This is a genomic window from Maricaulis parjimensis, assembly GCF_016817355.1.
In the GTDB taxonomy this organism is placed as follows: domain Bacteria; phylum Pseudomonadota; class Alphaproteobacteria; order Caulobacterales; family Maricaulaceae; genus Maricaulis; species Maricaulis parjimensis.
Map to the genome: position 1 here is coordinate 356,164 of NZ_JADOTT010000002.1, position 25,421 is coordinate 381,584.

Here is a 25,421-nt window from a genome sequence, read left to right on the forward strand (position 1 = left end):
AGTGATGCGTGAAAAATAAGACGCCCCGCGCTGAATGCAACGCGGGGCGTGAGATGTTGGCTGGACCGGCCCCTATTCGGCGGGGTTTTCGGTCAGGTGACCCGGCAGTTCGCCGTGAGCGAAGTCGGTGTCGACATAGTGCTCACCCATGGCCGGCTGTTTCTTGCCCGTCCAGACCATCCGGAAGAAGCGGGCAATGTCGACGCCGATGGCGTACATGGCCGGCACCAGGACCAGGGTCAGGCCGAGGGCAAAGATAACCGCAAAGCCCAGCGCCACGACCATCGGCTTGAGGAATTCAGCCTGGGTCGAGGTCTCCGCCATCATCGGGAAAATCCCGAGGAAGGTGGTGACCGAGGTCAGCAGGATCGGCCGGAAGCGTTGTACGCCCGCATCGACCAGGGCCTGGAAGGCCCCCACGCCATTGGCTCGCAGCCGGTTCACGAAGTCCAGCAGGACCAGGTTGTCATTGATGACGACCCCGGCTGCTGCGCCCACCCCGAAGTAGGAGAAGAGGGCGATCGGCATGTCGAACAGGAAGTGTCCGAAGATGGCACCGGTCAGGGCGAAGGGAATGGCAACCATGATGGCCAGCGGCTGGAAGTAGGACTTAAAGGCCACCGCCAGCAGGAAGTACATGGAGACCAGGGCCAGCAGGAGAAGGTTGATCACCTCCGACATGAACTGGCGTTCGCCTTCGGCCTGGCCGATCTCGTCCCGCGACAGGCCCGGATAATGGCTGTCAAAGTTCGGGAAGAAGTCGGCGTTCAGGCTCTGGTTGATGTCACCGCGGGCGGCCGGATCGGACAGTTCGGCCGACACGGTCACGGTGCGCATGCCATTGCGGCGGTTGATCCGGTTCAGACCCGGAGCAAAGTGCGCCTCGGCCACCGCATCCAGCGGGACCTCACGGCCATCACTGGTGCGGATGCGGATTTCACGCAGCGTGTCGAGCGAGCGACGGCTGGCTTCATCCATGCGGATCATGACGCGGACATCCTGGCCGTCACGCGGCAGGCGCTGGGCTTCCTCACCGTAGAAGGACTGGCGCACCTGACGGGTGACGTCCTGCAGGGTGAGACCCAGGGACTGGGCGTTCGGACGCAGCGAGAATTGCAGCTCCTCGGTCGAGGTCTCCAGGGAGTCCACGACGTCGTACAGCGTGTCATAGCTGCGCAGCTGGGTTTTCAGCTCATCGGCTGCGGCCCGCAGCGTGGCCAGATCCTGGTGCGACAGGGCAAAGGTCATCCGGGAGCCGCCATCATTGATGGTGGAGTCCAGGCGGACCTCCATGGCGTCCGGGATCGGGCCCAGGAAATCGCGGATGGTCTGGGCCACTTCGCGTGTCGGCAGGCGACCGGGACGCTCATCCGGCTCCGGCAGCACGATCCAGGCGCGGATCCGGCCATCCGTGGCCAGGGTCGAGCGCGAGATCAGCATGTCGCCGGCATCCGGATAGAGTTCGCGATAGTGCTCCTGCGTGGCGATCTGGGCATCGTCCAGCTGCTGGCGAACCTGTTCGGTCCGGTTCCAGGGCGTGCCCTCGGCCAGCTGGATATTCGCCTGGATCGTCTCATTCTCGATCTGCGGCATGAAGACCGAGCCCACATAGTTGAAGCTCATCATGAAGATCGAGATCATGAACACGCCCAGGAAGCCGATGAAGGTGGCGTAGCGATTGCGGATCGCGACCTTCACGACCGGGCGGTAGAGATTGCGCGCCACGAAGACGAGCGAGGCAGCAATCGCACGCTGCACGGCGATCAGCGGACCAAAGAAGCCCTTATTGCTCTGCGGCTTCATGTGCGACAGGTGCGCCGGCAGGATCAGCAGGGATTCGATCAGCGAGAAGGCCAGGGCGGCAATCACGACCAGGGAGATCTGGCGCGTGAACTGCACTTCCGGACCGGACAGCAGCATCCAGGGCGAGAACATCATGATCGTCGTGATGACGGCGAAGATGACCGGTTTGGCGACCATTTGCGTGCCGACGATGGACGCGGTCAGGCCGGGTTCTCCTCGTTCCACCCTGTCATGGATATTCTCCCCGACGACGATCGCGTCATCGACGACGATACCGATCACCAGAAGGAAGGCGAACAGGGAGAGCATGTTCAGGGTCACGCCCATCATGGGCAGGATCAGGAAGGCACCGCCGAAGGCGATGAAAATGCCCACCGTCACCCAGATCGCCACCATCGGGCGCAGGAAGAGGAAGAGCACGATCAGCACCAGCACGCCGCCGACCAGGGCGGAGTTCCGGATGGTTTCCATCCGGCCGGTATACATTTCCGAATTGTCCCACCAGATCGACATGCTGACGCCTTCGGGCAGTTCAGCAGACTTGCGGTCGATATAGTCGCGGACGGCTTGTGCCGTGTCGACGACGTCCAGATTGGGGGCCTGCTCGACGACAACCAGGACCATGGTCTCGGCATTGTAGGTCGCTTCCAGATTGGAATCGACGAAGCCGTCGGTGACCGTGGCCACATCGCGGATGCGCAGCGTGCCGCCATCGCTGGTTTGGCGGATGATGATTTCCTCGAACTCGGCTGCCGTATCCGCCAGCTGGCGGGCGGTCAGGCCGAACTCGCCGAGATCGGTGCGGACCGAGCCGGCCGACGCGTTGAGCGAGGAGGCACGGACGGCGCGTACGATCTCGTCGAAGGTCAGATTATAGCGGCGGAGATTCTCCTCGGAGACCTCGATCGCGACCTCTTCATTACGGCTGGCCCACAGATTGACGATGGACGCACCCGGCAGCTGGGCCACTTCATCGCGCACTTCGCGGCCGATGGCCTGCAGTTCACGACGGTCGATATTGCCGTAAACGGCAAAGCCGACGACCTGGTCCTGGTTGCGCCATTGCGACACGATCGGACGATAGGCCGAGGGCGGCAGATTGTTCACGGAGTCGACTTCGAGTTTCACATTGTCGATGAACTCGGAAATGTCGACATTCCGCTTGCCTTCGATGTTGACGAAGCCGGCGCCTTCACGGGCGGTCGAGGTGATCGTCTCGATCCCGTCCATGTCGGCGAGCGCTTCCTCGATCCGCACGACGATCTGTTCCTCGATCTCCTGCGGCGAGGCTCCCGGCCAGGCCACGGACACGGTCGCGCCGTTGAACGAGGCAGAGGGGAAGACTTCGCGATTGAGCGCCTGGTAGCCCAGCAGGCCACCGAGCACGGCGACGATCATGAGGAGGTTGGCGGCAACCGAGTTGCGCGCCCACCAGCCGATGATTCCGCCGCGCGGGGCTTCTTCGTGTGTTTGGTTCGGATCGGTCATGGCCGTTTCCTCCTCCTGGCGTCCGGCTTAGCCGGCGCTCGAGACGGCGTTGCCGTCCGCATTGGCTTCATCGTTTTCGGCGGATTCCGTTGCATCCGGAGCGTCGTCATAGGTGGCCGAGAAACTGGCCATCATCTCGCCTTCGTCATCGAAGGTCTGGACGCGCATGCCGTCGCTGGCCCCCCGGATCGGGGAGGTCACGACGAGCTCGCCACCGCGGACACCGCCCGCCAGGACAACCCGGTCCGGATTGGAGTCGATGATCTCGACCGAACGGACCGACAGCGTACCGCCTTCTTCGACCACATAGACGCTGCCCTCACCACGCAGGGCATTGCGCGGAATGATGTAGGCACCGTCAATCTCGCGGCCCTGGATCTCGGCGTCCACGAACAGGCCGATGGCCAGCGGGGAGCCACCCTGGGCGGCAGCACCGTACGGATCTTCGACCTCGGCGATGGCGTACAGGACGCGGGTCTGCGGATCGATGGCGCTGTCGGTGCGGGTGATGCGGCCAGCCCATTCCTGGTGACGGCCGGCAATCGTGGCCGACAGGGTCACCGGCACACCGCCATCTTCGGCCAGAGCCGCATTATAGGCGACCGGGATGCCCAGCAGGGCCAGGTCATTATCGGTCAGCGGCAGGCGCACCATCACGGTATCGGTCGAGAAGACCTCACCCAGATTGGTGCCCGGAGCGACATACTGGCCCAGATCGGCATTCTTGGTGCGGACACGGCCGGAGAAGGGTGCGGAAACGCGGGTGCGCTGCAGGTCCAGACGGGCCGATTGCAGGGCGGCATTGGCGGCAGCCAGCTGGGCGCGGGCTTCGGCCAGTTGCGGTTCGCGCAGGGTCAGGGCAGAGGCTTCGCCTTCACCCAATTGCGCCCACTCGCTGGCGGCCAGATCGGATTCGGCCTGTTCGCGAGCCAGGGCTTGTTCGGCCTGGGCCACCTGGGCGGCCGCCCGGGTCACGGCGAGACGGTAATCGGCATCCTCGATCTGGATGAGGGTTTCACCGGCTTCGAAGAAACCGCCCTCGATGAAGTCCGGGTTCACAAAGGTGATACGGCCGGCAACCTGCGGGACCAGATTGATCTGGGTGCGCGGCCGGGCCTCGCCCTGCGAACGGACGGTGAGTGCGACGGTATTGCGCTGGGCTTCCTCGACGAAGACCGCCACAGGGCGCGGCGCGGCATTGGCGCGCTGCGGCTGCGGTTGTCCGACAGCGAGCATGAAGATGATCCCGACAACGACTGCGCCGACGCCGCCGATGATGATGAAACGTCCGATGAGCTTACCCATAACTATTCTCCTGTCAGGGCGGCCGGGTCTGCGGACTGGGCCGCGGAGAAATCGCCGGCGATGGCGAGATAAAGATCGACGCGATTGGTCGCACGGTCGCGACGCGCCGAGATGTACTGGCTTTCAGCGCTGATGCGCCGGGATTGGGCGTTGAGCAGGTCGAATATCGTGGCTACGCCGCTGGCATACTGGCGGATCACCAATTGCTCGGCCTCAGCCGCTTCCTCGAAGGCCTGGCGCAGGCTGGCCACGCGGGTTTCGAGGATGGCGTCGGCATGGATGGCGTTTTCCGCTTCCTGCCAGGCCGTCAGCACTGTTGAGACATAAGCCTGCAATTGCGCTTCAGCATTGGCTTCAGCCTGCTCGCGCTGGGCGCGCAGGGAACCGCCATTGAAGATCGGTCCGAACAGGGAGGCCGTCAGGCTGGATACCATCGTGTCCAGATCCAGCATGTCTTCCGCGCTGGGGCCGCCCGTGCCCGAGCCGCCGCTGAGCGACAGGCTGGGATAGAGCGCCTTGCGAGCCGCATCGGCGCGCAGGCCGGCAGCTTCCAGGCGGCGTTCCGCGGCGCGGACATCGGGCCGGCGGGACAGGATGTCCTCCGGCGAACCGATGGCCGTCAGCGGATCGAGTTCGGAAAAATCACCGTCCGACACCAGGCTGGCCGCCGGATATCGGCCCAGCAGCGTTTCCAGCGCCCGGGCGGTGGAGGCCTCGGAGCGACGGCGCGAGGCCAGGGCGGCTTCCGAAGAGGCCAGGGCACTGCGGGCCGTCCGCACATCCGAGCTGCGCACCAGACCCCGCGCGAAGCGGCGTTCGGTCAGTGACAGGAATGATTGGCGGGTGGCCACATCGCGCTCGGCCAGTTCGGTCTGCAGATGCGCCTCGGTGAGGGCATACCATTGCTTGGCGACCAGGCCGGCGATGGAGAGTTGCGACGCGCGCACGTCTTCAGCGGCGGCCTCGGCATCGCGTGCACTGGCATTGGCGCCATCGGCGACACGACCCCAAAGGTCGGCTTCCCAGGCGGCGGAGAGGCCGAGGGAGAATGTGTCACTGCCGGAACCGACATTCGGTTCGCGGCGGGTATAGTCCAGACCGGCATTCAGCGAGGGCAGGCGATTGGCGCCGGCCACACGCGCAGCAGCCCGTGCCGCGCGATAGCGGGCAAAGGACTGGTTGAGGCTGGGATTGGACTGGAAAGCCTCGTCGATCAGGCTGGTCAGCTGGGCATCGTCCAGGCTGTTGACCCAATCCTGGGCTTCATAAGGCCCTGTGGAGGCCGGAGCAGAACTCCACGCGCCCGGTGCCGCCGGCAGGCTGTCTCCCGGCTCATAGGCCGGAAGGCTTGCACAGGAGGTGGCCACCAAGGCTGTGGCTGCGACTAGTAAGCTTTTACGCATGCGTTGTCCCCGCACGTCACGGTTTCGATGATGAGCGTATCCTAGGTAGGGCATCTCGAAAGTCAACAGATATTTATCGAAAAACACTAAAACACTATCGAATGGCATGAAAACTCTCTCGATTTTCGAGATGCGCCCCGAGCGCGACCCCCTCCATACCGCGTTGGCTTCGCGGCGTGATGCGGGTATGCGATAGAACGCGTTCCGCCCAATGGGCACTTATATTTTTGTTAGATGCCGCCAAGTCGGCGAATGGATGCACGACCTCCGCATGAAACCCGAAAACCCGCATGATCAGCCCTCCATCCGCATTCGGCGCCGGGACACGGCGGCCGTGGCCGGCATCGGCGGATTCGTGCTCCTCCTGTTCTGGATGTTCGGGGAGCTGGGCTTCCTGGAAACCCTGGTCGCGACAGCCACGATCGCAGCCCTGTCGATCTTCTACTATCTGACTGTCTCGACGACGCTGAACCCGCAATTGCGGGTCGCGCAGAAGGCCGAGCCGGAACCGGATGAGGCCGGTGGGGTCAATGCCCAGCTCATGCTGGACAGCCTGCCCATTCCGGTCCTGTTGATCGGCTCGGGCGGTCGGATCGAGCTGGCCAATCCGGCGGCTCGCGAATTCCTCGGCCTGGGTTCTGCGACCGGGCATTTGTCGGCGGTGCTGCGCCAGCCGCAAGTGCTGGAAGCTGTGAGCGCCGCCCTGCGCGGGCAGGCGGTCGATCCCGTTGAATATTCGCTGATGGCGCCTGTTGAGAGCCATGTCCGCGCCCATGTTGCGCCCTTGCGCCAGGCGCTGGATGGACGCCCGGCCTGGCAGGCGATGCTGGTTCTGTCCGACGAGACCTCGATCAAGCGGGCCGACCGGATGCGGGCCGATTTCCTGGCCAATGCCAGTCATGAATTGCGCACGCCGCTGGCCTCGCTGGCGGGCTTCATCGAGACGCTGCGCGGCCATGCCAAGGATGACCCGGATGCGCGGGACAAATTCCTCAGCATCATGTTCGACCAGACCGAGCGCATGCAGCGCCTGATCAATGACCTTCTCTCCCTGTCCCGGGTGGAGATGGATGAGCATGTGCCGCCAGCCGGTGAGGCCGATCTGGTCAGCCTGGTCGAGGATGTGACGGCCTTCCTGCGCCCGCAATTGCAGGAGAAGTCGATCGACCTTCATCTGGACATGCCGGAAGACGCGCCAGCGGTCGGAGACCGGGATCAGCTGACCGAGGTCGTGATGAATCTGGTGGAGAACGCCATCAAGTATTCACCGGCAGGCTCGGGCCTGAAGATCAGCGTGTCCGAGTCCCTCCTGCGCGATGAGGCCGAGCGTCCCTCCCTCCTGCTGGGCGCGAATGCCAGCCGGCTGACCCTGGCGGCGCCCACCTCCGAACCGGGGCACCGCTATGCCTGTGTCCGGGTTCAGGATGGCGGGCCGGGCATTGAGCGGCGCAATCTGCCCCGCCTTTCCGAACGGTTTTTCCGGGTGGACGGGCAGAAAAGCGGTCCCAAAGAGGGCACCGGGCTGGGGCTGGCCATCGTCAAGCATATCGTCAATCGCCATCGGGGTGGTTTCACGGTCGAGAGCGCTCCGGGCGAAGGTTCCGTGTTTTCCGTCTTCTTGCCCGCGCGAGTTGATGAGAAGAATTCAGCCGAAGAAACAACGGGATAATCCGAAATATCCTGTCTCCCTGCGGACAGGGCGAGCGTTGTCACAAAACTGTAGTCGCTTTGTCATAAACGGGGGCCGCGACGCCCTGTAGGAAGGGCCGGAATCGGACGCTGCCAGCGGGTGGCCCGGCTGAAGGACTCATTGGACGCATGTCTGTCACCGCACTGATCGCCCTGGCCATTCTCGTCATGCTGGCGGGCGGATTCTATGCAGGCCGCTCCCGCGCCATCCAGGCCGTCGCGGGCAATACGGTCCGTCTTCATTCCCTGCCCAATTATCATGGCTATTACGTCGCCATCTGGACGGGGCTGCCAGCCTTGCTCCTGCTGGTGGCGCACGGCCTGTTCGCCGACAAGGTGGTTGAGAATCTCACCTATGCTGAGCTGCGCCGCGATGCGGCTGCGCTGAATGCCCAGCTGGATGAGGCCCTCTCAACCGACACCGTCTATGAAGCGCTGCGTGCGGATGCCGTGCAGCTGCGGGGGCGTGCCGATTCGATCGCCAGTGATCTGGAGCGTCTGCGCAGCGCTACCGGTGAAGACCGGGATCCCGAACGCATGGAGGCGCTCGACAGCCAACGGCTCGACGCCCTGAACGCCGTTACTTCGGCGGATGAAGCTGTCCTCGACCGGCGCATGGAATTGGTCGATGGCGTCGCGGCTGCCGCGCGCGAAGCGGGGGCGCCGGTTCGGGCCCTGGCCGGGTTCGAACTGACCCAGGCGCCGCGCGAACGCCGCCAGCTTTTCCTGGCCGACACGCTGAATATTGCCCATGGCGAACTGCCCAGCCGGGAAAGCCGGGAATTGGTCGCGGCCGCCAGTATCGCCACGCGCCACCAGAACCAGCTGCGCTATCTGATCGGTGCGATGGCGCTGGTCGTGGCTGTTGCCGGTCTGTGGCGGACACGCAGCCAAGTCGAACCGGCCTTCCGGGCGCGCAATCATGTTGAGAGCCTGGTCACGGCGCTGCTGCTTTTTTCCTCCGTGATCGCCATCCTGACCACGGTGGGCATTGTCTTCTCGCTGCTGTTCGAGAGCTTGCGTTTCTTCTCCACGGTTCCGGTATCGGAATTCCTGTTCGGCCTGCAATGGTCGCCGCAGATTGCGCTGCGCGCTGACCAGGTCGGCCAATCCGGGGCTTTCGGGGCGGTTCCGCTGTTTGCCGGTACGGCACTGATCACGCTGATCGCGATGGTTGTGGCGGTGCCGATCGGCCTGCTGGCGGCTGTCTACCTGTCGGAATATGCCGGTCCCCGCTTCCGGGCGACGGCCAAGCCACTCCTGGAAATTCTCGCGGGCATCCCGACCGTCGTCTATGGCTTCTTTGCGCTGCTGACGGTTGGTCCCTTCATTCGTGGCCTGTTTTCCTGGCTGGGATTTGAGGATGTGGTCACCCAGAGCGCACTGTCGGCCGGTCTGGTGATGGGGATCATGATCATTCCCTTCATTTCCTCCCTGTCCGATGACGTCATCAATTCGGTGCCGCAAACCCTGCGCGACGGCTCCTACGCCATGGGCGCGACCCGCTCCGAGACGATCTCCCATGTTGTTCTTCCGGCAGCCCTGCCGGGCATTGTCGGTGCCGTTCTGCTGGGCGTGTCGCGGGCGGTGGGCGAGACCATGATCGTCGTCATGGCCGCCGGTCAGGGCGCCAATCTGACCGCCAATCCGCTGGAATCGGTGACCACGATCACGGTGCAGATCGTGATGCTGCTGACCGGTGACCAGGAATTCGACAGTCCCAAGACCCTGTCCGCCTTTGCGCTGGGCTTGGTTCTGTTTGTTGTCACCCTGATCATGAATGTCGTCGCCCTGCGCGTCGTCCAGAGATATCGGGAAAAATATGACTGATACGGCCGATATCCCGAAGCTTCGCCAGGCGATCAGCGATCATCTGCCCCGCCGCTACCGGGCCGAGATGCGCTTCCGCGTGGCCGGCCTGTCCGCGGTCGGCCTGGCCGTGGCGATTCTCGTCCTTCTGGTCGGGTCCATCGTGATGCAGGCCATCCCGGCCTTCACGGTGAACCAGCTTGTCCTGCCGGTGCGGCTGGAAAGCGATCTGGTGGATCCGCAGGGCGATGGTTCGGAAGCTTCGCTGCGCCGCGGCTCCTATGGGCGTGTGCTGCAGGAAGCCGTGCGCGAGCAATTCCCGGGCGTCCGCGACCGGCGTCAGCTGCGCACCCTGTTCACCCTATACACCGCGCTGAACTCGACGCGGCTGATGGATGAGGTCCTCGCCGACCCGGGTCTGGTGGGCGAAACCCATACTTTCCGCATGCCGATCGCGGATGATCTGGATCTCTATCTCAAGGGCCGGCTGGTCCAGGACCGGACGCTGGAGACCGCAGGACGTCTGACGGTCGCCGAGGCCGGACGGGATTTCGAATTGACCTCCAGCGCCGCAGACTTCGAAGGTCTGCGCGATACGGTGTCCAACCTGCTGCGCGCAGAAGCGGCGAGCCTGGATACCCGGGCCGAGCAGGCGCGCAACCGGGCCGAGGGCCAGACGGGCGAGGATCGCGAGGATTCCCTCTACGAGGCCGGCCGCCTGTCGGCAGATGCCGACGCCTTGCGCGCCGAAGCCGAGCTGGAAAGCGGTTGGGTTGAACTCTCCGACACCCTGCCCAGCATTCTGGTGGAAACCGGTGAAACCCATCTTCGTCTCACCGCCTTGTCGGCCGATGGCCGTTCGGCGCGCGCGGAAAGCCTTCTCGGGGACGAAACCGGCAGCGAACTGGCGGACTGGTCGCTCTATGTGATCGATACGCCGGAAGCGCGCCGCCGTGTGTCCGATCAGCTGATCGTCTGGACGCGGGCCTTGGTCGATCGCGGCCTGGTTTCGCTGGATTTCAACACAGCACTTTTTGCCAATGCGGACAGCCGCGAACCGGAACTGGCCGGGGTGAAGGGCGCTCTGTTCGGCTCCATCCTGACTATGCTGATCACCCTGACCCTGTCGGTCCCGGTGGGCGTATTCACGGCGCTCTATCTGGAAGAATACGCGCCGAAGAACCGGTTCACGGACCTGATTGAGGTCAATATCAACAATCTCGCGGCCGTTCCTTCCATCGTGTTCGGTCTGCTGGGCCTGGCGGTCTTCATCAACTCTTTCGGCCTGCCGCGATCAGCACCCCTGGTTGGCGGTTTGGTCTTGTCCCTGATGACGCTGCCGACCGTGATCATCGCGACGCGGGCCGCGCTGAAAGCGGTTCCGGTGTCCATCCGCCAGGCCGCGCTGGCTGTCGGCGCGTCCAAGACGCAGACCGTTTTCCACCACGTCCTGCCGCTGGCCGCGCCGGGCATTTTGACCGGATCCATCATTGGCCTGGCCCAGGCGATGGGTGAAACCGCGCCGCTTCTGATGATTGGCATGGTCGCCTTCATCGCCGACGCGCCGACCCTGGGTCTGGAAGGTTTGACCCAGCCGGCCACCGTGATGCCTGTCCAGGTCTTCCTCTGGTCCGATGGTGCCGAGCGTGCCTTCGAGGCGCGGACCGCGGCCGCAATCCTTGTTCTTCTGGCGCTGATGATCGGGTTCAATGCCCTGGCCATCTATCTGCGCCGCCGTTTCGAGCGGAGATGGTAAACCCCATGCCCGATAATCAATCCCATCCCGACATGAGTGCCGGTGCCGGCCAGGCCGAACTGCCGATCAAGGTCCAGGCCCGTGATGTCTGCGTGAGCTATAGCGGCAAGCAGGCGCTGAACCATGTCTCCATCGACGTGCCGGACCGGTCCGTGACCGCCTTCATCGGCCCGTCGGGCTGCGGCAAGTCGACCTTCCTGCGCTGTCTCAACCGCATGAATGACACAATCGAGGGCGCCAAGGTCGTCGGGTCGCTGAAGATCGATGGTCTGGAAGTGAACGACAAATCCGTCGACCCGGTCGTGCTGCGCGCGAATGTCGGCATGGTGTTCCAGAAGCCGAACCCGTTTCCCAAATCCATCTATGACAATGTCGCCTATGGGCCGCGCATCCATGGTCTCGCCCTGTCCAAGGACGAGCTGGACGCGATTGTCGAGGACTCGCTGAAAAAGGCGGGGCTGTGGGATGAGGTGGCTGACCGGCTGAACCATCCCGGTACCGGCCTGTCCGGTGGCCAGCAGCAGCGCCTGGTCATTGCCCGCGCCATCGCGGTCAATCCGGAAGTCATCCTGATGGACGAGCCCTGCTCGGCGCTGGACCCGATTGCCACGGCCAAGATCGAGGAGCTGATCGATGAGCTGCGGGAAAACTACTGCATCATCATCGTGACGCACTCCATGCAGCAGGCGGCGCGGGTCTCCCAGCAGACCGCCTTCTTCCACATGGGCAATCTCGTGGAATACGGCACGACCGAAGAGATCTTCACCAATCCGCGCGATCCGCGCACCCAGGACTACATTACCGGGCGTTTCGGCTAGAGGCCGGCCCTATTGAGGAGGTGGCGCCATGGCGCTGTCCAAGACTGCACATATCGTCACGGCCTATGGCGAAGAGCTGGACCAGCTCAATGACGAACTCGCCCGGATGGGCGGACTGGTGGAAACCCAGCTCACGGCCGCCATCAATGCGATCGTGCGGCGCGATGCCGGCGTGGCCGGCGAGGTGCGCCAGCGCGAGAAGCAGGTCAATGCGATGCACGTGGACATCGAAAAGCGCGTGCTGCGCCTTTTCGCCCTGCGTCAGCCGCTCGCCACAGATCTGCGCATGACGATCTCGGCCCTGAAAATCTCCACGGATCTGGAACGGGTCGGGGATCTGGCCAAGAATATCGCCTACCGCGCCAAGGACCTTTCCGCCTATCCGGCCCTGGGCCTGATGGACCGGGTCGAGCGCCTGGGCGCCATCGTCATCCAGCAATTGCACGAAGTTCTGGACGCCCTGTCATCGCTCGATGTCGAGCCGGCCATCCGGGTCTGGCGCGCCGATGACGAGGTGGATGAGCGCTATAATGCGCTGGTCCGCGAAATGCTGATTTCGATGGGTGAGGACAGCAGCCTGGTCGAGCCGGGCGTGCACATACTCTTCGTCGCCAAGAACCTGGAACGCATCGGTGATCACGCGACCAATATCGCGGAAGCGCTGCATTTCATGGTGACCGCCGCGCCGCTTGAAGCGGACACCCCTCCGGCATCCTGAAGACCTTGATCGTGGAGAGACAGGGATGAAGCCTCAAGTACTCGTGGTCGAAGACGAAGACGCCCTCGCCACCCTGCTGCAGTACAATCTCGAGAAGGAAGGCTATACGGTTGCGGTCGCCCGCGATGGTGAGGAAGCCCTCATCCAGGCCGAGGAAACCACGCCGGACCTGGTCCTGTGCGACTGGATGCTGCCGAAAGTCTCCGGCATCGAGGTGTGCCGCCGCCTGCGCGGCCGCCAGGAAACAGCCAATGTGCCGATCATCATGCTGACGGCACGCGGTGAGGAAACCGATCGCGTGCGCGGTCTGGATACGGGCGCTGACGATTATGTCGTGAAACCCTTCTCCATGACCGAGCTGTTTGCCCGCATCCGCGCCGTGCTGCGCCGGATCCGTCCGGGCCTGGCCGAGGATGTCATCAATGCCGGTGATATCACGATGGACCGGGTCGCCCACCGGGTGAAGCGCGCCGATCGGGAAATCCATCTCGGCCCGACCGAGTTCCGCCTGCTGGACTATCTCATGCAGCACCCGGGCCGTGTCTTTTCCCGCGAACAGCTGCTGGACGCTGTCTGGGGTTCCGACGTCTATGTCGAGGCCCGTACGGTGGACGTCCATGTCGGGCGTCTGCGCAAGGCGCTCAACAACAAGGAAGAGCGTGACCCGATCAGAACGGTCCGCTCCGCGGGCTATGCCTTCGACGTGAATGCGTGATTGAGGGGCGCTGCGGCGCCCCTTTTTCTATCCGTCCAGTATCTGAGCGGCGGCTTCGCTCAGCACATCGGCGATGGCCTGGAAGCCGGAGGCCAGGGGCGAGTTGTTGCGCCAGATCAGGCAGATGTCGCGCTGGGCTCCGGGGTCGTCGATCAGGCGGTAGACCAGGCTGTTGTCGCGTTCGGCCTCGCACCGGACATAGAGTTCGGGCAGGACGGCGATGCCGGCGCCCAGAGCCGACATGTGCCTTATGGCGTCCAGACTGGTCCCTTCATAATCGGAGGGAAGGTGGCCATCGGCCCGCTGCGCCAGGTCGGCGACGAGCCGGTTGAGGCGGTGACCCAGCCCCAGTGTCAAAAAAGCCCGACCGGACAGCTCGTCCAGTGTCAGCGGACCGGAATTCCGGGCGAGGGCGTCGTCGGGCGGAAAGGCGGCCCATAGACGTTCATGGAACAGCGGCGCGCTGACGCAACCGGGATGGTCTTCCGGCGCAGAAATCACAATATCCATCCGCCCGTCCGAGAGCGCCTGGTTCAGAATGACGGAGGATTCCTCACGGATCGATAGCCGCAATTGCGGATAGCGCCCGTGCAGCCGGGCTGTGCAGCGTGGCAGGAGGTAAGGGCCGATGGTTGGCAGGACGCCGAGGCGGATCTGTCCGATCAAGCCATCCTGGCCAAACTGGGCGAGGCGTTTGATGTCGGACATGGAGGTGAGCACGGCACGAGCGCGCTCCAACAACTCCCGGCCAAGCGGTGTCGCTATCGCGCCATGACGGCCCCGTTCGAACACTTTGAAGCCCAGATGGGATTCCGCTTCGGCGATTTGTGCAGACAGGCTGGGCTGGCTGACGTGCAAGCTCTGGGCGGCGGCCGAGAACCGGCCGGTTTCATCGACGGCAACGAGGTATTCAAGCTGTCGGAAAGTCGGGCGCATTCCATAGCCTCAGGCTAATTGATCGGTAATTCACATATATTGTTATTTATCACGGTCGAGGTCTAGAGCGTGCCCATCCCGCTCTGCGGTTCCGGCCTGTTCGATGGTCCTGTCAGTGTCGGCGCCCAGGGTCTTGTCCGGCGGTTGTTGCCTCGCCCCCCTCTTGCAGCAACCGCCGGACGTTTCATGTCTGGAGGCTTGTTTCTTGGAACTTGGATCCATTGCCGTGGCGACTTTCGCCTCACCCCCCGTTCTTTTCTTCATTCTTGGCCTGGCAGCGGCGTTCATTCGCTCCGACCTCAAATTTCCCGAGGCTTTTGCCAAGGGATTGTCACTTTTCCTGATCATGGCGATCGGCTTCAAAGGTGGCGCGGAAATGGCCCGTGCCAGCCTGAGTGATGTTGTGCCGGTCCTGGTCGCCGGGATCATCCTGTCGGCCGGCCTGCCGGCGCTGAGCTTCGGCCTGCTGCGGACGACCTCGTCCCTGCCGCGGGTCGATGTTGCCGCCATCGCCGCACACTATGGATCGATCTCGATCGTGACCTTCATTGCAGCCACCGATGCGGCACGCCTTCTGGGTCTGCCGGGTGATGGCGCGATGGTGGCGGTTGCCGCCGCAATGGAGGCTCCGGCCATCCTGACCGGTCTTCTTCTTGCCGGAGCGGCCGGCCGTACTGGTGGGCTTCGCCTGGTCGAGCCGCTCACCAATGGCTCGATTGTCCTGCTGCTGGGCGCGTTCGTGATTGGCTGGGTGTCAGGGGATGCCGGGATGGCGGCTGTGTCACCGCTCTTTGTGGATGCCTTCCGCGGCGTGCTTTGCCTCTTCCTGCTGGATATGGGCCTGATTGCCGGCCGGGGACTTGTCGAGCATGGCCGGCGGATGAAACCGGCCGTGGTCCTGCACGGTCTCTACATGCCGCTGGTCTCCGCGAGCATCGCCCTTGGCATGGCGGCCCTGATCGGTCTGACACCGGGCAATGCTGCCTTGCTGATGACACTCGCCGCGTCCGCCTCCTATATCGCGGTTCCCGCCGCCATGCGCCTGGCACTGCCGGATGCGCGGCCTGCCATGTCGCTCACCCTGTCGCTCGGGATTACTTTCCCCTTCAATCTCCTGCTGGGAATTCCGCTCTACTTCACCCTGGCGCAACTGGTTCTGGGAGGTCAGTGATGACGCAATCTGAAACCCATATTCGGTTCGAACTGGAAATCGATTCCGTGCAGGTATCCCGCCTGGAGGACCTGCTGGACCGGCTCAGCGTAGAGCGCTGGCTGGTCTTGCCGGGGCAGTCAGGGCGTACGCCGGAGGGCCGCTGGAACCGGACCGGTCAGATTGCGCCGTCCGGACGCCGGGTGCTGGCTGTGCTGACACTGACGCAGGATGAGGCGGACCGGATCAGCTCTGAATTGCACACCACGCTCGAACAGTTGCATGGCGACATCATCGCCTTCCCCGTCTCTGCGCGGTTCGGCTAGGCTGAAAGCGGTCAATGGCCGGAACAAAAAAAGGGCGCGCGAATTTCGCGCGCCCTTTGTGCTGTCGGGGCCGGATGGCCGTGGATCAATCGTCCAGCAGAACGTAGCGGCGATTGAGTGGCTGCGGCGGGCGGGCATTCTCACCGACCAGGCTGACAAAGGCATCGACCTGTTCCTGCGAAACCGTCAGCGGAGACGTGAATACGGTCCACGAAACGATCTCCGAACAGGGCGGGGTCGTCAGCGATCCTTCATAGCGGTAGGCGGTCTGGTCCGCCGGCAGAAGGCTTGTCAGGTCCAGCGAAGTGTCGATGGACTGGCGTTCACCGGGCTCGCCGATGGCCGACCACAGTGCATCGACCGTCGCGTTGGCGGCGCCCGTTTCAAAGAGCACGCCGACTACGGCGAGGCCCGTGCCATTGGAGGTCACGAAATGAACTTCCAGCGGGAATGACGCGCCATCCACATGGTGTTCGGAGGCGGCGTGGAAGTGGAATTGCAGCAGATCATACGTGTCGCCGTTCAGCTCCAATTGTGCTGCGCCGGACGGCATGTGGTAGGTCACACCGTGGGCATTGCGCTCAGCCTCGAAACCGCTGATTTCGCCGAAACTGAGAACCGGCTTTACCCCATCGCTGGGCAGGGCCTGCGTGAGGTCGATCGGGCTTTGCTGCGTTCCGGCACTGCAGACCGCGTATTCCGGAGCGAGTTGGCCCCAGTTTTCCGGCGCGCCGGCGCCTTCATAACCCCATTCATCAGCCTGGGCTGCACCCAGGGTGCCCGCTGCACCCAGCAGGCCGGCAAGCATGTATTTCATGGCATCTCCTCTCTGTAGCCGAGGGCGATGTGGGGTTTTCCGGTATTGGTATCCAATTGAATTAAGCCTCGCCTTCAATAGTCTAAAGCTATGGAATAGGTGGCGGCCGAAGCGCTGGACCCGTTGGTGCGGATCACGTCACACTCGGATCGATCGTGGAGGCATCGCATGCGGCCCATTGCCCAGCTCTTCTTGACGGGATTTGTCCTGATATCGGCCTGCGGACCGTCAACGGGACAGGCTGTGCCCGAGCCCGCGCGACAATCGCTCGATGTCGAGGCGCCGCCATTGTCGCGCTGCATGAACCTCTCCAATGCGCTGGAAGCGAATTATGAGGGCGAGTGGGGCTATACGATCCGGTTTGACCATATTGATGCCATTGCCGATGCCGGATTTGATGCGGTCCGTGTCCCGGTGCGCTGGTCAGCGCATCTGTCCGGACCGGATCACCGGATTGATCCGGCGCTTCTGGCACGTGTGGACGGGATCATTGCGCATGCCCGGTCCCGCGGCCTTGCCGTGATCCTGGATGTCCATCATTTCGAGGCGATGATGGATGATCCGCTGGGCCAATTGCCGGTGCTGGAGACGATTTGGCGGCAATTGGCGGCGCATTATGCCGACCAGCCGGACGATCTTGTCTTTGAAATCCTGAATGAACCAACCGACCGGGTCAGCGCTGCCCAGGTGGATGCGATCAATGCGCGGATCCTTCCGGTGATCCGGGCGGTGTCGCCGCAACGGTGGGTGATCCTCACCTCGGCCCGTTGGAACAATATTGACGGACTGGAACAGGCGGCCGCCCTGCCGCCAGATCCGCGCGTGATGATGACGGTGCATTATTACGCGCCCTTCGACTTCACCCATCAGGGCGCGCCCTGGTCCAACCGCACAGAAACGGGGATCAGCTGGGGCGGGCCGCGCGACGAGTTGGCCCTGGCGCAGGATTTCGAGGCGATCGCGGCCCAGATGTCAGCGCGAAACGTGCCCGTCTTGCTCGGCGAGTTTGGCGTTTATGCCGGGGTGCCGGAGCATTTGCGCGCGCGCTGGGTCGGGGCCGTGCGCGAGGCGGCCGAGGCGCAGGGCATGGCCTGGTGCCATTGGGGCTTCGCCAGCTCCCTTCGCAGTTATGACCTCGAGGCGGACGCATGGATCCCGGCCATGCGCGAGGCGCTTCTGCCGGGGTCCGATTAAGCCTCAGTCGTCATCGCTTTCGGCCGGAGCCGGTGCGGCCGGGGCTGGGGGCGCTGCGGGGGCGGCCGGAGCCGCCGTGTGCATGAAGGACGCCGCCATTGAACGGGCGAGGGCGATATTCTTGTCGCGGGTGCGGCCGCCGATCAGGAACCAGTCAATGATCTGCCAGATGCCGAACCCGCCCAGCGTGAGCAGTTTCAGAATGCCAGCGACAACATCACCCACCAGCATGCGGTCAATGCCCAGGCCGCCCAGCCAGACGCTGAAACCGAAGACCAGGACCGGATTCTTTTCCGATGCCTGGAAGGCCGTGATGAAGGATTGGCGGTTGGCCTCTGGCAGGCCGTTGATGATGGTGGCCAATTCCATCGTGTAGGACTTGGAATTCATGATCTTCCCCTGTGTGACGTGTACAGGGTGGCGCGACCGGGGCGTGTGTCAATCATGAAGCCCGGATTGGGGCCATAAAAAACGGCCGCTCCGGGGAAGGAGCGGCCGCTACTCTCGGACCTTCGGGGTGAGGGAGGGTCCGTACGCTGACGCGTAATCCTAGAAATTATACCGGCGCGTGGCGGCAATCGCGTCCAAGGCGGCACCGGCGTCGGCGCCCGGACGGCGGCGGCGTTTGGCGCTGGGCTGGTAAGCCATGGAGGAGTGCGCTTCGCAATAGGCGTTGCCGCCGGCGGTCTTGCGGCCGCAGAAACGGAACTCAGCCTGGGCCGGGTCGCCGATCGGCCATTTGCACATGGAGTCCCGAAGGGTCAGGACGGTGGCAAATTCACCGGACGGCAGGACGGCAGGCTCCACCGGCGCCGGCGCGGGAGCGGCCGGGGGCGCTGAGGGGGAGGGGCGCGAAGCCGGACGCGGCGTCGGCGCGGTGGAAGCCGTAGTGGTGCGCGGGCGGGAGGGCTTGGCCGTGCGGCGGGCCGGACGCGACGGGGTCGCGCGACCTGACAAACCGAGGCGGTGGACCTTGCCAATCACGGCATTGCGGGTCACACCACCCAGCTGTTTGGCGATCTGGCTGGCGCTCAGCCCTTCAGACCAAAGCTTTTTGAGCTCTTCAACGCGTTCATCAGTCCAGGCCATCGCACTCATCTCCCGGTTGGGATGCGCTCTATCACCTTGAATGTCGGTAAAAGAGGCATATGTCAGTTCATGTTTAATTACACTAGATATTGTACCCACGCGAACCGATACCACAAGATTGGGTGGTGAACCTTCCTGTGGAAACCTCGCTTGCAGGCCTAATCGTTAACGGCGATGGTTACTGGGAAATTAAGGGTAATTCGATATGAGTAATGCTCACTTAACTCTCGTAAACGAGCCAAAAAAATTCGGCCTTATCAACGGCTTGGGATTGTGGACCCTGTACAAGAAGGAAGTCCGCCGATTCCTCAAGGTCGGGATGCAGACCGTCGCTGCACCGGTGGCGACGACACTGCTTTACATGACCGTGTTTGCTGTTGCGATCGGCGCGCGCCGGGGTGATGTGGCCGGTACGCCCTTTATCGAATTCCTGGCGCCGGGCCTTATCCTGATGGGCCTGCTGAACAATGCCTTTGCCAATTCCGGCTCCTCCATCCTCGTGTCGAAGGTGCAGGGCAATTCGGTGGATTTCCTGATGCCGCCCCTGTCAGCCCTGGAATTGAGCATCGGCTTCATCGGAGGGGCGATGACGCGCGGCCTCATGGTGGCTGTGGTGACAGCGCTGACCCTGATCCCCTTCATCAATGTCTGGCCGGACCATTGGTGGGCGGTCCTGTATTTCGGGATTTCGGCCGCCGCCATGCTGGGCATGGTGGGTGTGATCGGTGGGCTGTGGGCTGAGAAGTTTGATCACATGGCGGCAGTGACGACCTTTGTCATCACACCCCTGACCTTCCTGTCGGGCACCTTCTATTCGGTCGAGGCGCTGCCGGAGCCGATCTCCACGATCAGCCATTTCAACCCCTTCTTCTACATGATCGACGGCTTCCGCTATGGCTTTATCGGTCACGCGGACGGCAACCTGACCATCGGTGTCATTCTGGTTGCCGTGATCAACCTCATTCTGGGGGCTGCATGCTACCTGCTGCTGCGCGCAGGCTGGCGCTTGAAGAGCTGAGCTGACAGGCCTAGACGAGAGGAAAGAGCGCCCGTGCGTGCGGGCGCCAAACCTGTTTGGAGGAACCCCGTATGCCCGCTCCGATGATGGACACCTATTCCCCGCCGGATCTCGTTTTCGACCATGGCAAGGGAGCGCGCCTGTATACTGAAGACGGCGCGTCCTATCTGGACTTCATCTCGGGCATTGCCGTGAACTGCCTGGGCCATGCGCATCCCAAGGCGGTGGCGGCCCTGACGGAGCAGGCAGGCAAGCTGTGGCACCTCTCCAACATGTTCAAGGTCCCCAAAGGCGTGGAGCTGGCCAAGAAGCTGACCGACGCAACCTTTGCAGACCGGGTCTTCTTCACCAATTCCGGTGCCGAGGCGATGGAGTGCGCGCTGAAGACGGCGCGCCGCTACCAGTTCGTGAATGGCAATCCGCAGCGCTACCGCATCATCACCTTCACCGGCGCTTTCCACGGCCGGACCTATGGCGCGATCAATGCCGGCGGCAATCCGAAATACCTGGAAGGTTTCGGCCCGGCGATGGAAGGCTTTGACCAGGTCGAGTTCGGTGATCTGGACGCCGTGAAGAATGCCATCACCGAAGAGACGGCCGCCATTTGCGTCGAGCCGGTCCAGGGTGAGGGCGGTGTGCGTGCGCCGGAAGACAGCTTCCTGCGCGGTCTGCGCCAGCTGTGCGATGAAAACGGCCTGATGCTGATCTATGATGAAGTCCAGTCGGGCGCTGGCCGGACCGGCAAACTGTTTGCCCACCAATGGGTCGACGGTGCCGAGCCGGACATCATGGCAGCGGCCAAGGGTATTGGCGGCGGTTTTCCGATGGGCGCTTGCCTGGCCACGGAAGCGGCAGCTGAAGGCATGGTCGTCGGCACGCATGGCTCCACTTATGGCGGTGGCCCGCTGGCCATGGCCGTGGGCAATGTCGTGTTTGACGAGCTCACCTCTGACGGTTTCATGGACCATGTCGTGGAAGTCTCGAACTTCCTGCGCCAGCAATTGCACGGCCTGATGGACCGTCATGCCGACAAGATTGTTGAAGTGCGCGGCAAGGGCCTGCTGGTCGGCATCAAGCTGAAAGAGGGCTATGACCCGAAAATGCTCGGCGCCTTGGCGCGTGAGCGCAATCTTCTGGTCGGGGCCGCCGGCGACAATGTCTCGCGCATGGCTCCGCCGCTCATCATCACCAAGGAAGACGCCAGCGAGGCTGTCAGCATCCTCGATGAGGCGCTGGGCGTTCTTCAGAAAAGCTAGACCGGAGTATCAGGCGTGAGCGATCCGCTGGGTGAAGAGGACAATATTGTTGCCGCCTATCAGGTGGAGGGCCGGACCGTGCGCGGACGGGCCTGCCGCCTGGGCGGGACGCTGGATCTGATCCTGTCCGCTCACGCCTATCCGGTGCCGGTGGCCCGCCTTCTGGGCGAGGCGGTCATCATTGCGGCCCTGGTCGGGGATTCCCTGAAATTCGATGGCCGTCTGATCGTGCAGGCCAATGGCTCCGGACCGATCAGCTTCATCGTGGCCGAATATGTGTCCGGCGAAGGCGTTCGCGGTTTTGCCAAGATCGACCGTGAGGCGGTCGAGGCCGTGCTGGCCGACAACCCGCCGGCGGACGAAATCATGACCCGTCTTCTGGGCAAGGGCGCCTTTGCCATGACGATCGATTACGGCCCGGATCGCGACCAGTATCAGGGCGTGGTCGGGCTGGAAGGTCCCAACCTGTCGGCCGCGGCGGAAACCTATTTCGCCCAGTCTGAACAGACGCCGACCCGCCTGCGCATTGCGGTCGGGGAGATCTGGAAAGAGGGCGAGGACAAGGCCTGGCGCGGCGGCGGTCTATTGCTGCAATCCGTGGCTGGTGATGAGACGCGCGGTTCGGCCGAGGCGGACTGGGATCATGCCCGCGCCCTGTTCGAAACGGTCGAGGATGCCGAGCTTCTGGATCCGGACCTGTCCGTGGGTGGTCTGCTTTATCGCCTGTTCAACGAAGATGGAGTGCGCCTGCTCGAGCCCAAGACGATCCAGCGGCGCTGTTCCTGCGAGGAAGACCGCTTGCTGCGCATCATCGCATCCTTCCCGCCGGAAGACCGTGCGGAAATGGAAGTCGATGGGCAGATCGTCATGACGTGCGAATACTGTAATAAAGATTGGCGCTTTTTGCCGCACGACGTGGACTCTGCTGCGGCGCGGTAATTAAATACTCCAACATTGCTGCGATGCAGCAGTGTTCGTTCCTGCAACCTCAAGGCTCTGGTAACTAGAACACAGTTAAGACTGTGCCCGTTATTGGCGTTCAGGTTTCAGGTGATGAATCCCCAATCTCTGATCATGGCCTTGCTGCCGGTCATCCTGGCCGGTGTGTTTGTCCACGGCGTGAACACGCTCATGCACAAATCGCGTCCCGGTCCGGCCTGGTGGCTGGCGGGAACGGCTGTGCACGGGCTGGGCCAGGCGCTGATCTGTTTCCGGGCCGGCTTGCCGGACGCGCTGGGCGTTGTGCTGGGTGATATCCTGTCCGCCGGCGGTTTCCTGATCATGCTGGAAGGCGTGGCCCGTTTTTCCGGGCGGAGCCTGCCGCGCTGGGTCAGCGGGTCGATCGCAGCGGCCCTGGTTCTGGGCTTTCCGGTCTTCACCTGGGTCACGGATAATGCCGCAGTCCGGCTGGCGATCTTTGCGGCGGCGGTGATCCTGAGCAATCTGTTGATGCTGCCCTATCTGGATGTGATCGGCCGCCGGGACGGGCAGACCGGAGTCCGCCTGCTGCGCTGGACAATCTATTATTTCATCTTTTCCCTGGCCGCGATCAGTATCGGCGTGATGCTGTTCGAACCGGGCATGCCCAGCATTCTCGCGCCGAGCCAACTGGTCGCGGTCGGGCTCTTGTCGCTGTTCGGGGTGGAGACCACGCTGATCTTCGGCTTTGTCCTTTTGTCGTCCGGTCAATCCGTTGCGGACCTGCGGTCGGCCGCGATGACCGATCATCTGACCGGCCTGCCCAATCGCCGCGCCTTTGAGCACCGGGTGAATGAGGCATTCCGTACCAGTAATGCCGCCGAGTTCGGGGCCGCCCTGGCGGTGTTCGACATCGATCACTTCAAACGCGTCAATGACCAGCATGGCCATGATGTCGGAGATGCGGTCCTGCGCCATGTCGCCGACACGCTGTCACGCTGCCTGCGCAAGTCCGACTATGTGGCCCGGCTGGGAGGTGAGGAATTCGTCGCTGTGCTGCACGATGTCGACGCGGAAGGGTTCCGCCTGGTTGCCGATCGCGTGCGCGCCGCTGTGGAAGCGTCGCCGCTGGAGATCGACGGCCAGAGCATTCGCGTCACGATCTCTGTCGGGCTGGCACCACTATCGACCCGGGATGCGCAGGAAGATGCAAGCTTCTCCGCGCTCTTCGCGATTGCCGATGCGGCGCTCTACCGGGCCAAGCATGGCGGCCGCAACCAGGTCGTGCTGGCGGCGGCAGCCTGACGCCGCCCGGACCTAGCCGCGCCAGAAACGCGGGCTGAGGAAGACGAGCACGGCCAGCACTTCCAGCCGTCCGATGAACATGTTGAAAGTCATCACCCATTTCACCGGGTCGGACAGGGGTTCGAACGTGCCGGTCGGTCCGATGATCGGGCCGAGGCCGGGACCGACATTGGCCAGCGTCGTCGCAGCCCCTGACAGGGCGGTGATCGTGTCCAATCCCATCGCGGACAGCAGAGCCGCCGTGATGGCATAGACCGCGAAGAAGACGAAGAAGAAGCCCATGACGGAGTGGACGGCGCTCTCCGAGACAACCCGTCCATTATACCACATGGGAATGACCGCATTCGGCCGCATCAGCTTGGCCAGATAGCGCCGCATGGCGGTGCCGGCGATCTGGTAGCGGAAGATTTTCACGCTGCAGGTCGTGGAGCCGGCGCAGCCGCCGATGAACATGAAGATGAAGAAGGCCGCTTCGGACACCGGGCCCCAGGCGCCGTAATCGGCCGTGGCGAACCCTGTGCCGGTCATGATCGAGACGACATTGAAACTGGCCTGGCGGATGGCGCCGCCTTCCTCATGGGCACCGACTGCCCAGATCACCAGGGCGATGAAGCTGGTGCACACCACGACGACGAGCAGGAAGCCGCGGACCTGGGCATCCTGGAAGAGCGGCCCCGGCTTGCCGCGGCCGGCCAGCACAAACAGGGCGAAGGGCAGGGAGGCGAGGATCATGAAGACGGTGGTGATCATGTCCGCGCCCAGATGGACATAATTCCCCATGGAATTGTCCGAAGCCGAGAAACCGCCGGTCGAAAGCGTGGACATGGCGTGGCAGAGCGCGTGCAGCCAGTCCATGCCGACAGCCAGGAAAGCAAAGAAACAGACCAGGGTAAGGACAAGATAGACAAGGGAAATCCCCGCTGCGATCTGGGTCGCCTTGGGCAGGACCTTGTCGGACTTGTCGCCACTTTCCAGCTGGAAGAGCTGCATCCCGCCCACGCCCAGCATGGGCCAGAAGGCCATGGCTGTGACGATGATGCCGATCCCGCCAATCCATTGCAGGATGGCCCGCCAGAGCAGAAGGCCTTCCGGGCGATCATCCAGCCCGGTGATGACGGTGGCCCCGGTCGTGGTCAGGCCGGAGATCGCCTCGAACAGGGCATCGGTCCAGTTCATGCCCTCTCCGGACAGGCGCATGGGCAGGGCCGCACACACGGCCAGGGCCAGCCAGGCCCCGACGGTCAGGACGAAGGCCGTGCGCGGCGTCATCGAGTCCACCGGACCGCGATTGACCAGCGCCAGCGCGGCCCCGATGAACATGCCCAGAATGGCGGACAGGAAGAAGGCGGTGGCGCTGTCATGATCGCCATGGGCAGCATCCAGCATGGCCGGTGCCAGCATGAGGCTGGCCAGAACCGCCACCATCATTCCCACCATGAACAGGACTTGTCGCAGGGATGTGGTCAAGGAAGTCCCCCGCCGCCGCGCCGGATCGCCGGACTAGTGCAGACGGGCACGGTCGCCCGGCCGGTCCAGTGAGAAGCCGGGGATCTCGGCGGCGAAACTCTGCCCGTCCTCACGCTGCATTTCATAACTGCCCTGCATGAAGCCCGATGGCGTTGTCAGCGGGGCGCCGGATGTATAGCGGAAGCGTCCGCCCGGCTCGATCACCGGCTGTTCGCCGATCACGCCCAGGCCCTGGACATGCTCGGTGCGGCCCATGGCATCCGTGATGACCCATTTGCGGGCGATCAATTGCACGGGAACCGGGCCGGTATTCTCGATCTCGATTGTGTAGGCCCAGACATAATGGCTGTTCTCCGGCTCGGACTCATCTTCCAGATAGTCCGGCGTCACGGAGATTTTCAGGCCGCTGTCTTCGTGCTGGTACATGCGTTTCCCGCCCAT

At 63.4% G+C, this 25,421-nt stretch carries 22 protein-coding genes; 13 read left to right on the forward strand and 9 right to left on the reverse strand.

Features of this window, described 5'->3' with window-relative positions; translation table 11 throughout:
• Positions 1 to 72: 72 nt before the first annotated feature.
• From I0K07_RS05235 to I0K07_RS05245, 3 genes are read right to left on the reverse strand one after another with little or no spacing between them, the layout of a single operon-like run.
• Entirely contained in the window at positions 73 to 3,291 is a 3,219-nt protein-coding gene (locus I0K07_RS05235) for an efflux RND transporter permease subunit (protein ID WP_203291767.1), read from the reverse strand.
• 27 nt (positions 3,292 to 3,318) lie between these two features.
• Entirely contained in the window at positions 3,319 to 4,596 is a 1,278-nt protein-coding gene (locus I0K07_RS05240; protein ID WP_203291768.1) for an efflux RND transporter periplasmic adaptor subunit, read from the reverse strand.
• Positions 4,597 to 4,598: 2 nt separating this feature from the next.
• A complete protein-coding gene (locus tag I0K07_RS05245; RefSeq protein ID WP_238934561.1) occupies positions 4,599 to 5,999 on the reverse strand; it encodes an efflux transporter outer membrane subunit in 1,401 nt (466 codons plus the stop codon).
• Between the two features lie 271 nt (positions 6,000 to 6,270).
• On the opposite strand from I0K07_RS05245, the gene I0K07_RS05250 reads away from it, so the two are divergent.
• The 6 genes from I0K07_RS05250 to phoB all read left to right on the forward strand — a co-directional run bounded on the left by I0K07_RS05250 (position 6,271) and on the right by phoB (position 13,504).
• Entirely contained in the window at positions 6,271 to 7,668 is a 1,398-nt protein-coding gene (locus I0K07_RS05250; protein ID WP_203291769.1) for a sensor histidine kinase, read from the forward strand.
• Between the two features lie 149 nt (positions 7,669 to 7,817).
• Positions 7,818 to 9,518: a phosphate ABC transporter permease subunit PstC gene (pstC, locus tag I0K07_RS05255; protein WP_203291770.1), complete on the forward strand. Its 1,701-nt coding sequence runs from the start codon at positions 7,818 to 7,820 to the stop codon at positions 9,516 to 9,518.
• Positions 9,511 to 11,253, forward strand: a complete 1,743-nt coding sequence (gene pstA, locus I0K07_RS05260) for a phosphate ABC transporter permease PstA (RefSeq protein WP_203291771.1) — start codon at positions 9,511 to 9,513, stop codon at positions 11,251 to 11,253. Before pstC ends, pstA begins: the two co-directional genes overlap by 8 nt.
• Before the next feature lie 32 nt (positions 11,254 to 11,285).
• Entirely contained in the window at positions 11,286 to 12,071 is a 786-nt protein-coding gene (gene pstB, locus I0K07_RS05265; protein ID WP_420828479.1) for a phosphate ABC transporter ATP-binding protein PstB, read from the forward strand.
• Positions 12,072 to 12,099: 28 nt separating this feature from the next.
• The gene (gene phoU, locus I0K07_RS05270) at positions 12,100 to 12,789 is read left to right on the forward strand and encodes a phosphate signaling complex protein PhoU (RefSeq protein ID WP_203291773.1); all 690 of its coding nucleotides are present in this window, start codon (positions 12,100 to 12,102) and stop codon (positions 12,787 to 12,789) included.
• A gap of 25 nt (positions 12,790 to 12,814) precedes the next feature.
• On the forward strand, positions 12,815 to 13,504 hold the full coding sequence (phoB, locus tag I0K07_RS05275) for a phosphate regulon transcriptional regulator PhoB (protein WP_203291774.1): 690 nt from the start codon (positions 12,815 to 12,817) through the stop codon (positions 13,502 to 13,504).
• A 27-nt stretch (positions 13,505 to 13,531) separates the two neighbouring features.
• Here the strand turns inward: phoB and I0K07_RS05280 are convergent, their stop codons facing one another.
• The gene (locus I0K07_RS05280) at positions 13,532 to 14,440 is read right to left on the reverse strand and encodes a hydrogen peroxide-inducible genes activator (protein WP_203291775.1); all 909 of its coding nucleotides are present in this window, start codon (positions 14,438 to 14,440) and stop codon (positions 13,532 to 13,534) included.
• Positions 14,441 to 14,645: 205 nt separating this feature from the next.
• Between I0K07_RS05280 and I0K07_RS05285 the strand changes: the two genes are divergently transcribed.
• Both I0K07_RS05285 and I0K07_RS05290 read left to right on the forward strand, forming a co-directional pair.
• A complete protein-coding gene (locus tag I0K07_RS05285) occupies positions 14,646 to 15,611 on the forward strand; it encodes a sodium-dependent bicarbonate transport family permease (RefSeq protein ID WP_203291776.1) in 966 nt (321 codons plus the stop codon).
• Positions 15,611 to 15,916, forward strand: a complete 306-nt coding sequence (locus I0K07_RS05290; RefSeq protein WP_203291777.1) for a hypothetical protein — start codon at positions 15,611 to 15,613, stop codon at positions 15,914 to 15,916. Before I0K07_RS05285 ends, I0K07_RS05290 begins: the two co-directional genes overlap by 1 nt.
• Positions 15,917 to 16,001: 85 nt before the next feature.
• Here the strand turns inward: I0K07_RS05290 and I0K07_RS05295 are convergent, their stop codons facing one another.
• Positions 16,002 to 16,733, reverse strand: a complete 732-nt coding sequence (locus I0K07_RS05295) for a carbonic anhydrase (RefSeq protein ID WP_238934563.1) — start codon at positions 16,731 to 16,733, stop codon at positions 16,002 to 16,004.
• 243 nt (positions 16,734 to 16,976) lie between these two features.
• Between I0K07_RS05295 and I0K07_RS05300 the strand changes: the two genes are divergently transcribed.
• Positions 16,977 to 17,927 (forward strand): cellulase family glycosylhydrolase, encoded by a 951-nt coding sequence (locus I0K07_RS05300; RefSeq protein WP_203291778.1) that lies wholly within the window; start codon positions 16,977 to 16,979, stop codon positions 17,925 to 17,927.
• 3 nt (positions 17,928 to 17,930) lie between these two features.
• Here I0K07_RS05300 and I0K07_RS05305 read toward each other — a convergent pair whose 3' ends face one another.
• Entirely contained in the window at positions 17,931 to 18,317 is a 387-nt protein-coding gene (locus tag I0K07_RS05305) for a TM2 domain-containing protein (RefSeq protein WP_203291779.1), read from the reverse strand.
• Between the two features lie 159 nt (positions 18,318 to 18,476).
• Positions 18,477 to 19,016 carry a GcrA family cell cycle regulator gene (locus tag I0K07_RS05310; protein WP_203291780.1) on the reverse strand — a complete coding sequence of 180 codons (540 nt, stop codon included), beginning with the start codon at positions 19,014 to 19,016 and terminating at the stop codon, positions 18,477 to 18,479.
• Positions 19,017 to 19,221: 205 nt separating this feature from the next.
• Between I0K07_RS05310 and I0K07_RS05315 the strand changes: the two genes are divergently transcribed.
• From I0K07_RS05315 to I0K07_RS05330, 4 genes are all read left to right on the forward strand, one after another.
• Entirely contained in the window at positions 19,222 to 20,034 is an 813-nt protein-coding gene (locus I0K07_RS05315) for an ABC transporter permease (RefSeq protein ID WP_203291781.1), read from the forward strand.
• 71 nt (positions 20,035 to 20,105) lie between these two features.
• Positions 20,106 to 21,290 (forward strand): aspartate aminotransferase family protein, encoded by a 1,185-nt coding sequence (locus I0K07_RS05320; RefSeq protein WP_203291782.1) that lies wholly within the window; start codon positions 20,106 to 20,108, stop codon positions 21,288 to 21,290.
• Between the two features lie 15 nt (positions 21,291 to 21,305).
• Positions 21,306 to 22,229 carry an Hsp33 family molecular chaperone gene (locus I0K07_RS05325; RefSeq protein WP_203291783.1) on the forward strand — a complete coding sequence of 308 codons (924 nt, stop codon included), beginning with the start codon at positions 21,306 to 21,308 and terminating at the stop codon, positions 22,227 to 22,229.
• A 114-nt stretch (positions 22,230 to 22,343) separates the two neighbouring features.
• Complete coding sequence (locus tag I0K07_RS05330) at positions 22,344 to 23,513, forward strand: GGDEF domain-containing protein (protein WP_203291784.1); 1,170 nt, start codon at positions 22,344 to 22,346, stop codon at positions 23,511 to 23,513.
• 12 nt (positions 23,514 to 23,525) lie between these two features.
• Here the strand turns inward: I0K07_RS05330 and I0K07_RS05335 are convergent, their stop codons facing one another.
• On the reverse strand, positions 23,526 to 24,980 hold the full coding sequence (locus I0K07_RS05335) for a TrkH family potassium uptake protein (RefSeq protein WP_203291785.1): 1,455 nt from the start codon (positions 24,978 to 24,980) through the stop codon (positions 23,526 to 23,528).
• Between the two features lie 33 nt (positions 24,981 to 25,013).
• Positions 25,014 to 25,406 carry a Co2+/Mg2+ efflux protein ApaG gene (gene apaG, locus I0K07_RS05340; protein ID WP_203291786.1) on the reverse strand — a complete coding sequence of 131 codons (393 nt, stop codon included), beginning with the start codon at positions 25,404 to 25,406 and terminating at the stop codon, positions 25,014 to 25,016.
• Positions 25,407 to 25,421: the final 15 nt, after the last annotated feature.

What these genes read in the sequence shown, in the direction of transcription:
- I0K07_RS05235 (WP_203291767.1), bottom strand. Translation starts at nt 3,291, where the DNA reads ATGACCGATCCGAACCAAACACACGAAGAAGCCCCGCGCGGCGGAATC.
- I0K07_RS05240 (WP_203291768.1), bottom strand. Translation starts at nt 4,596, where the DNA reads ATGGGTAAGCTCATCGGACGTTTCATCATCATCGGCGGCGTCGGCGCA.
- I0K07_RS05245 (WP_238934561.1), bottom strand. Translation starts at nt 5,999, where the DNA reads ATGCGTAAAAGCTTACTAGTCGCAGCCACAGCCTTGGTGGCCACCTCC.
- I0K07_RS05250 (WP_203291769.1), top strand. Translation starts at nt 6,271, where the DNA reads ATGAAACCCGAAAACCCGCATGATCAGCCCTCCATCCGCATTCGGCGC.
- pstC (WP_203291770.1), top strand. Translation starts at nt 7,818, where the DNA reads ATGTCTGTCACCGCACTGATCGCCCTGGCCATTCTCGTCATGCTGGCG.
- pstA (WP_203291771.1), top strand. Translation starts at nt 9,511, where the DNA reads ATGACTGATACGGCCGATATCCCGAAGCTTCGCCAGGCGATCAGCGAT.
- pstB (WP_420828479.1), top strand. Translation starts at nt 11,286, where the DNA reads ATGAGTGCCGGTGCCGGCCAGGCCGAACTGCCGATCAAGGTCCAGGCC.
- phoU (WP_203291773.1), top strand. Translation starts at nt 12,100, where the DNA reads ATGGCGCTGTCCAAGACTGCACATATCGTCACGGCCTATGGCGAAGAG.
- phoB (WP_203291774.1), top strand. Translation starts at nt 12,815, where the DNA reads ATGAAGCCTCAAGTACTCGTGGTCGAAGACGAAGACGCCCTCGCCACC.
- I0K07_RS05280 (WP_203291775.1), bottom strand. Translation starts at nt 14,440, where the DNA reads ATGCGCCCGACTTTCCGACAGCTTGAATACCTCGTTGCCGTCGATGAA.
- I0K07_RS05290 (WP_203291777.1), top strand. Translation starts at nt 15,611, where the DNA reads ATGACGCAATCTGAAACCCATATTCGGTTCGAACTGGAAATCGATTCC.
- I0K07_RS05295 (WP_238934563.1), bottom strand. Translation starts at nt 16,733, where the DNA reads ATGAAATACATGCTTGCCGGCCTGCTGGGTGCAGCGGGCACCCTGGGT.
- I0K07_RS05305 (WP_203291779.1), bottom strand. Translation starts at nt 18,317, where the DNA reads ATGAATTCCAAGTCCTACACGATGGAATTGGCCACCATCATCAACGGC.
- I0K07_RS05310 (WP_203291780.1), bottom strand. Translation starts at nt 19,016, where the DNA reads ATGGCCTGGACTGATGAACGCGTTGAAGAGCTCAAAAAGCTTTGGTCT.
- I0K07_RS05315 (WP_203291781.1), top strand. Translation starts at nt 19,222, where the DNA reads ATGAGTAATGCTCACTTAACTCTCGTAAACGAGCCAAAAAAATTCGGC.
- I0K07_RS05320 (WP_203291782.1), top strand. Translation starts at nt 20,106, where the DNA reads ATGCCCGCTCCGATGATGGACACCTATTCCCCGCCGGATCTCGTTTTC.
- I0K07_RS05330 (WP_203291784.1), top strand. Translation starts at nt 22,344, where the DNA reads ATGAATCCCCAATCTCTGATCATGGCCTTGCTGCCGGTCATCCTGGCC.
- apaG (WP_203291786.1), bottom strand. Translation starts at nt 25,406, where the DNA reads ATGTACCAGCACGAAGACAGCGGCCTGAAAATCTCCGTGACGCCGGAC.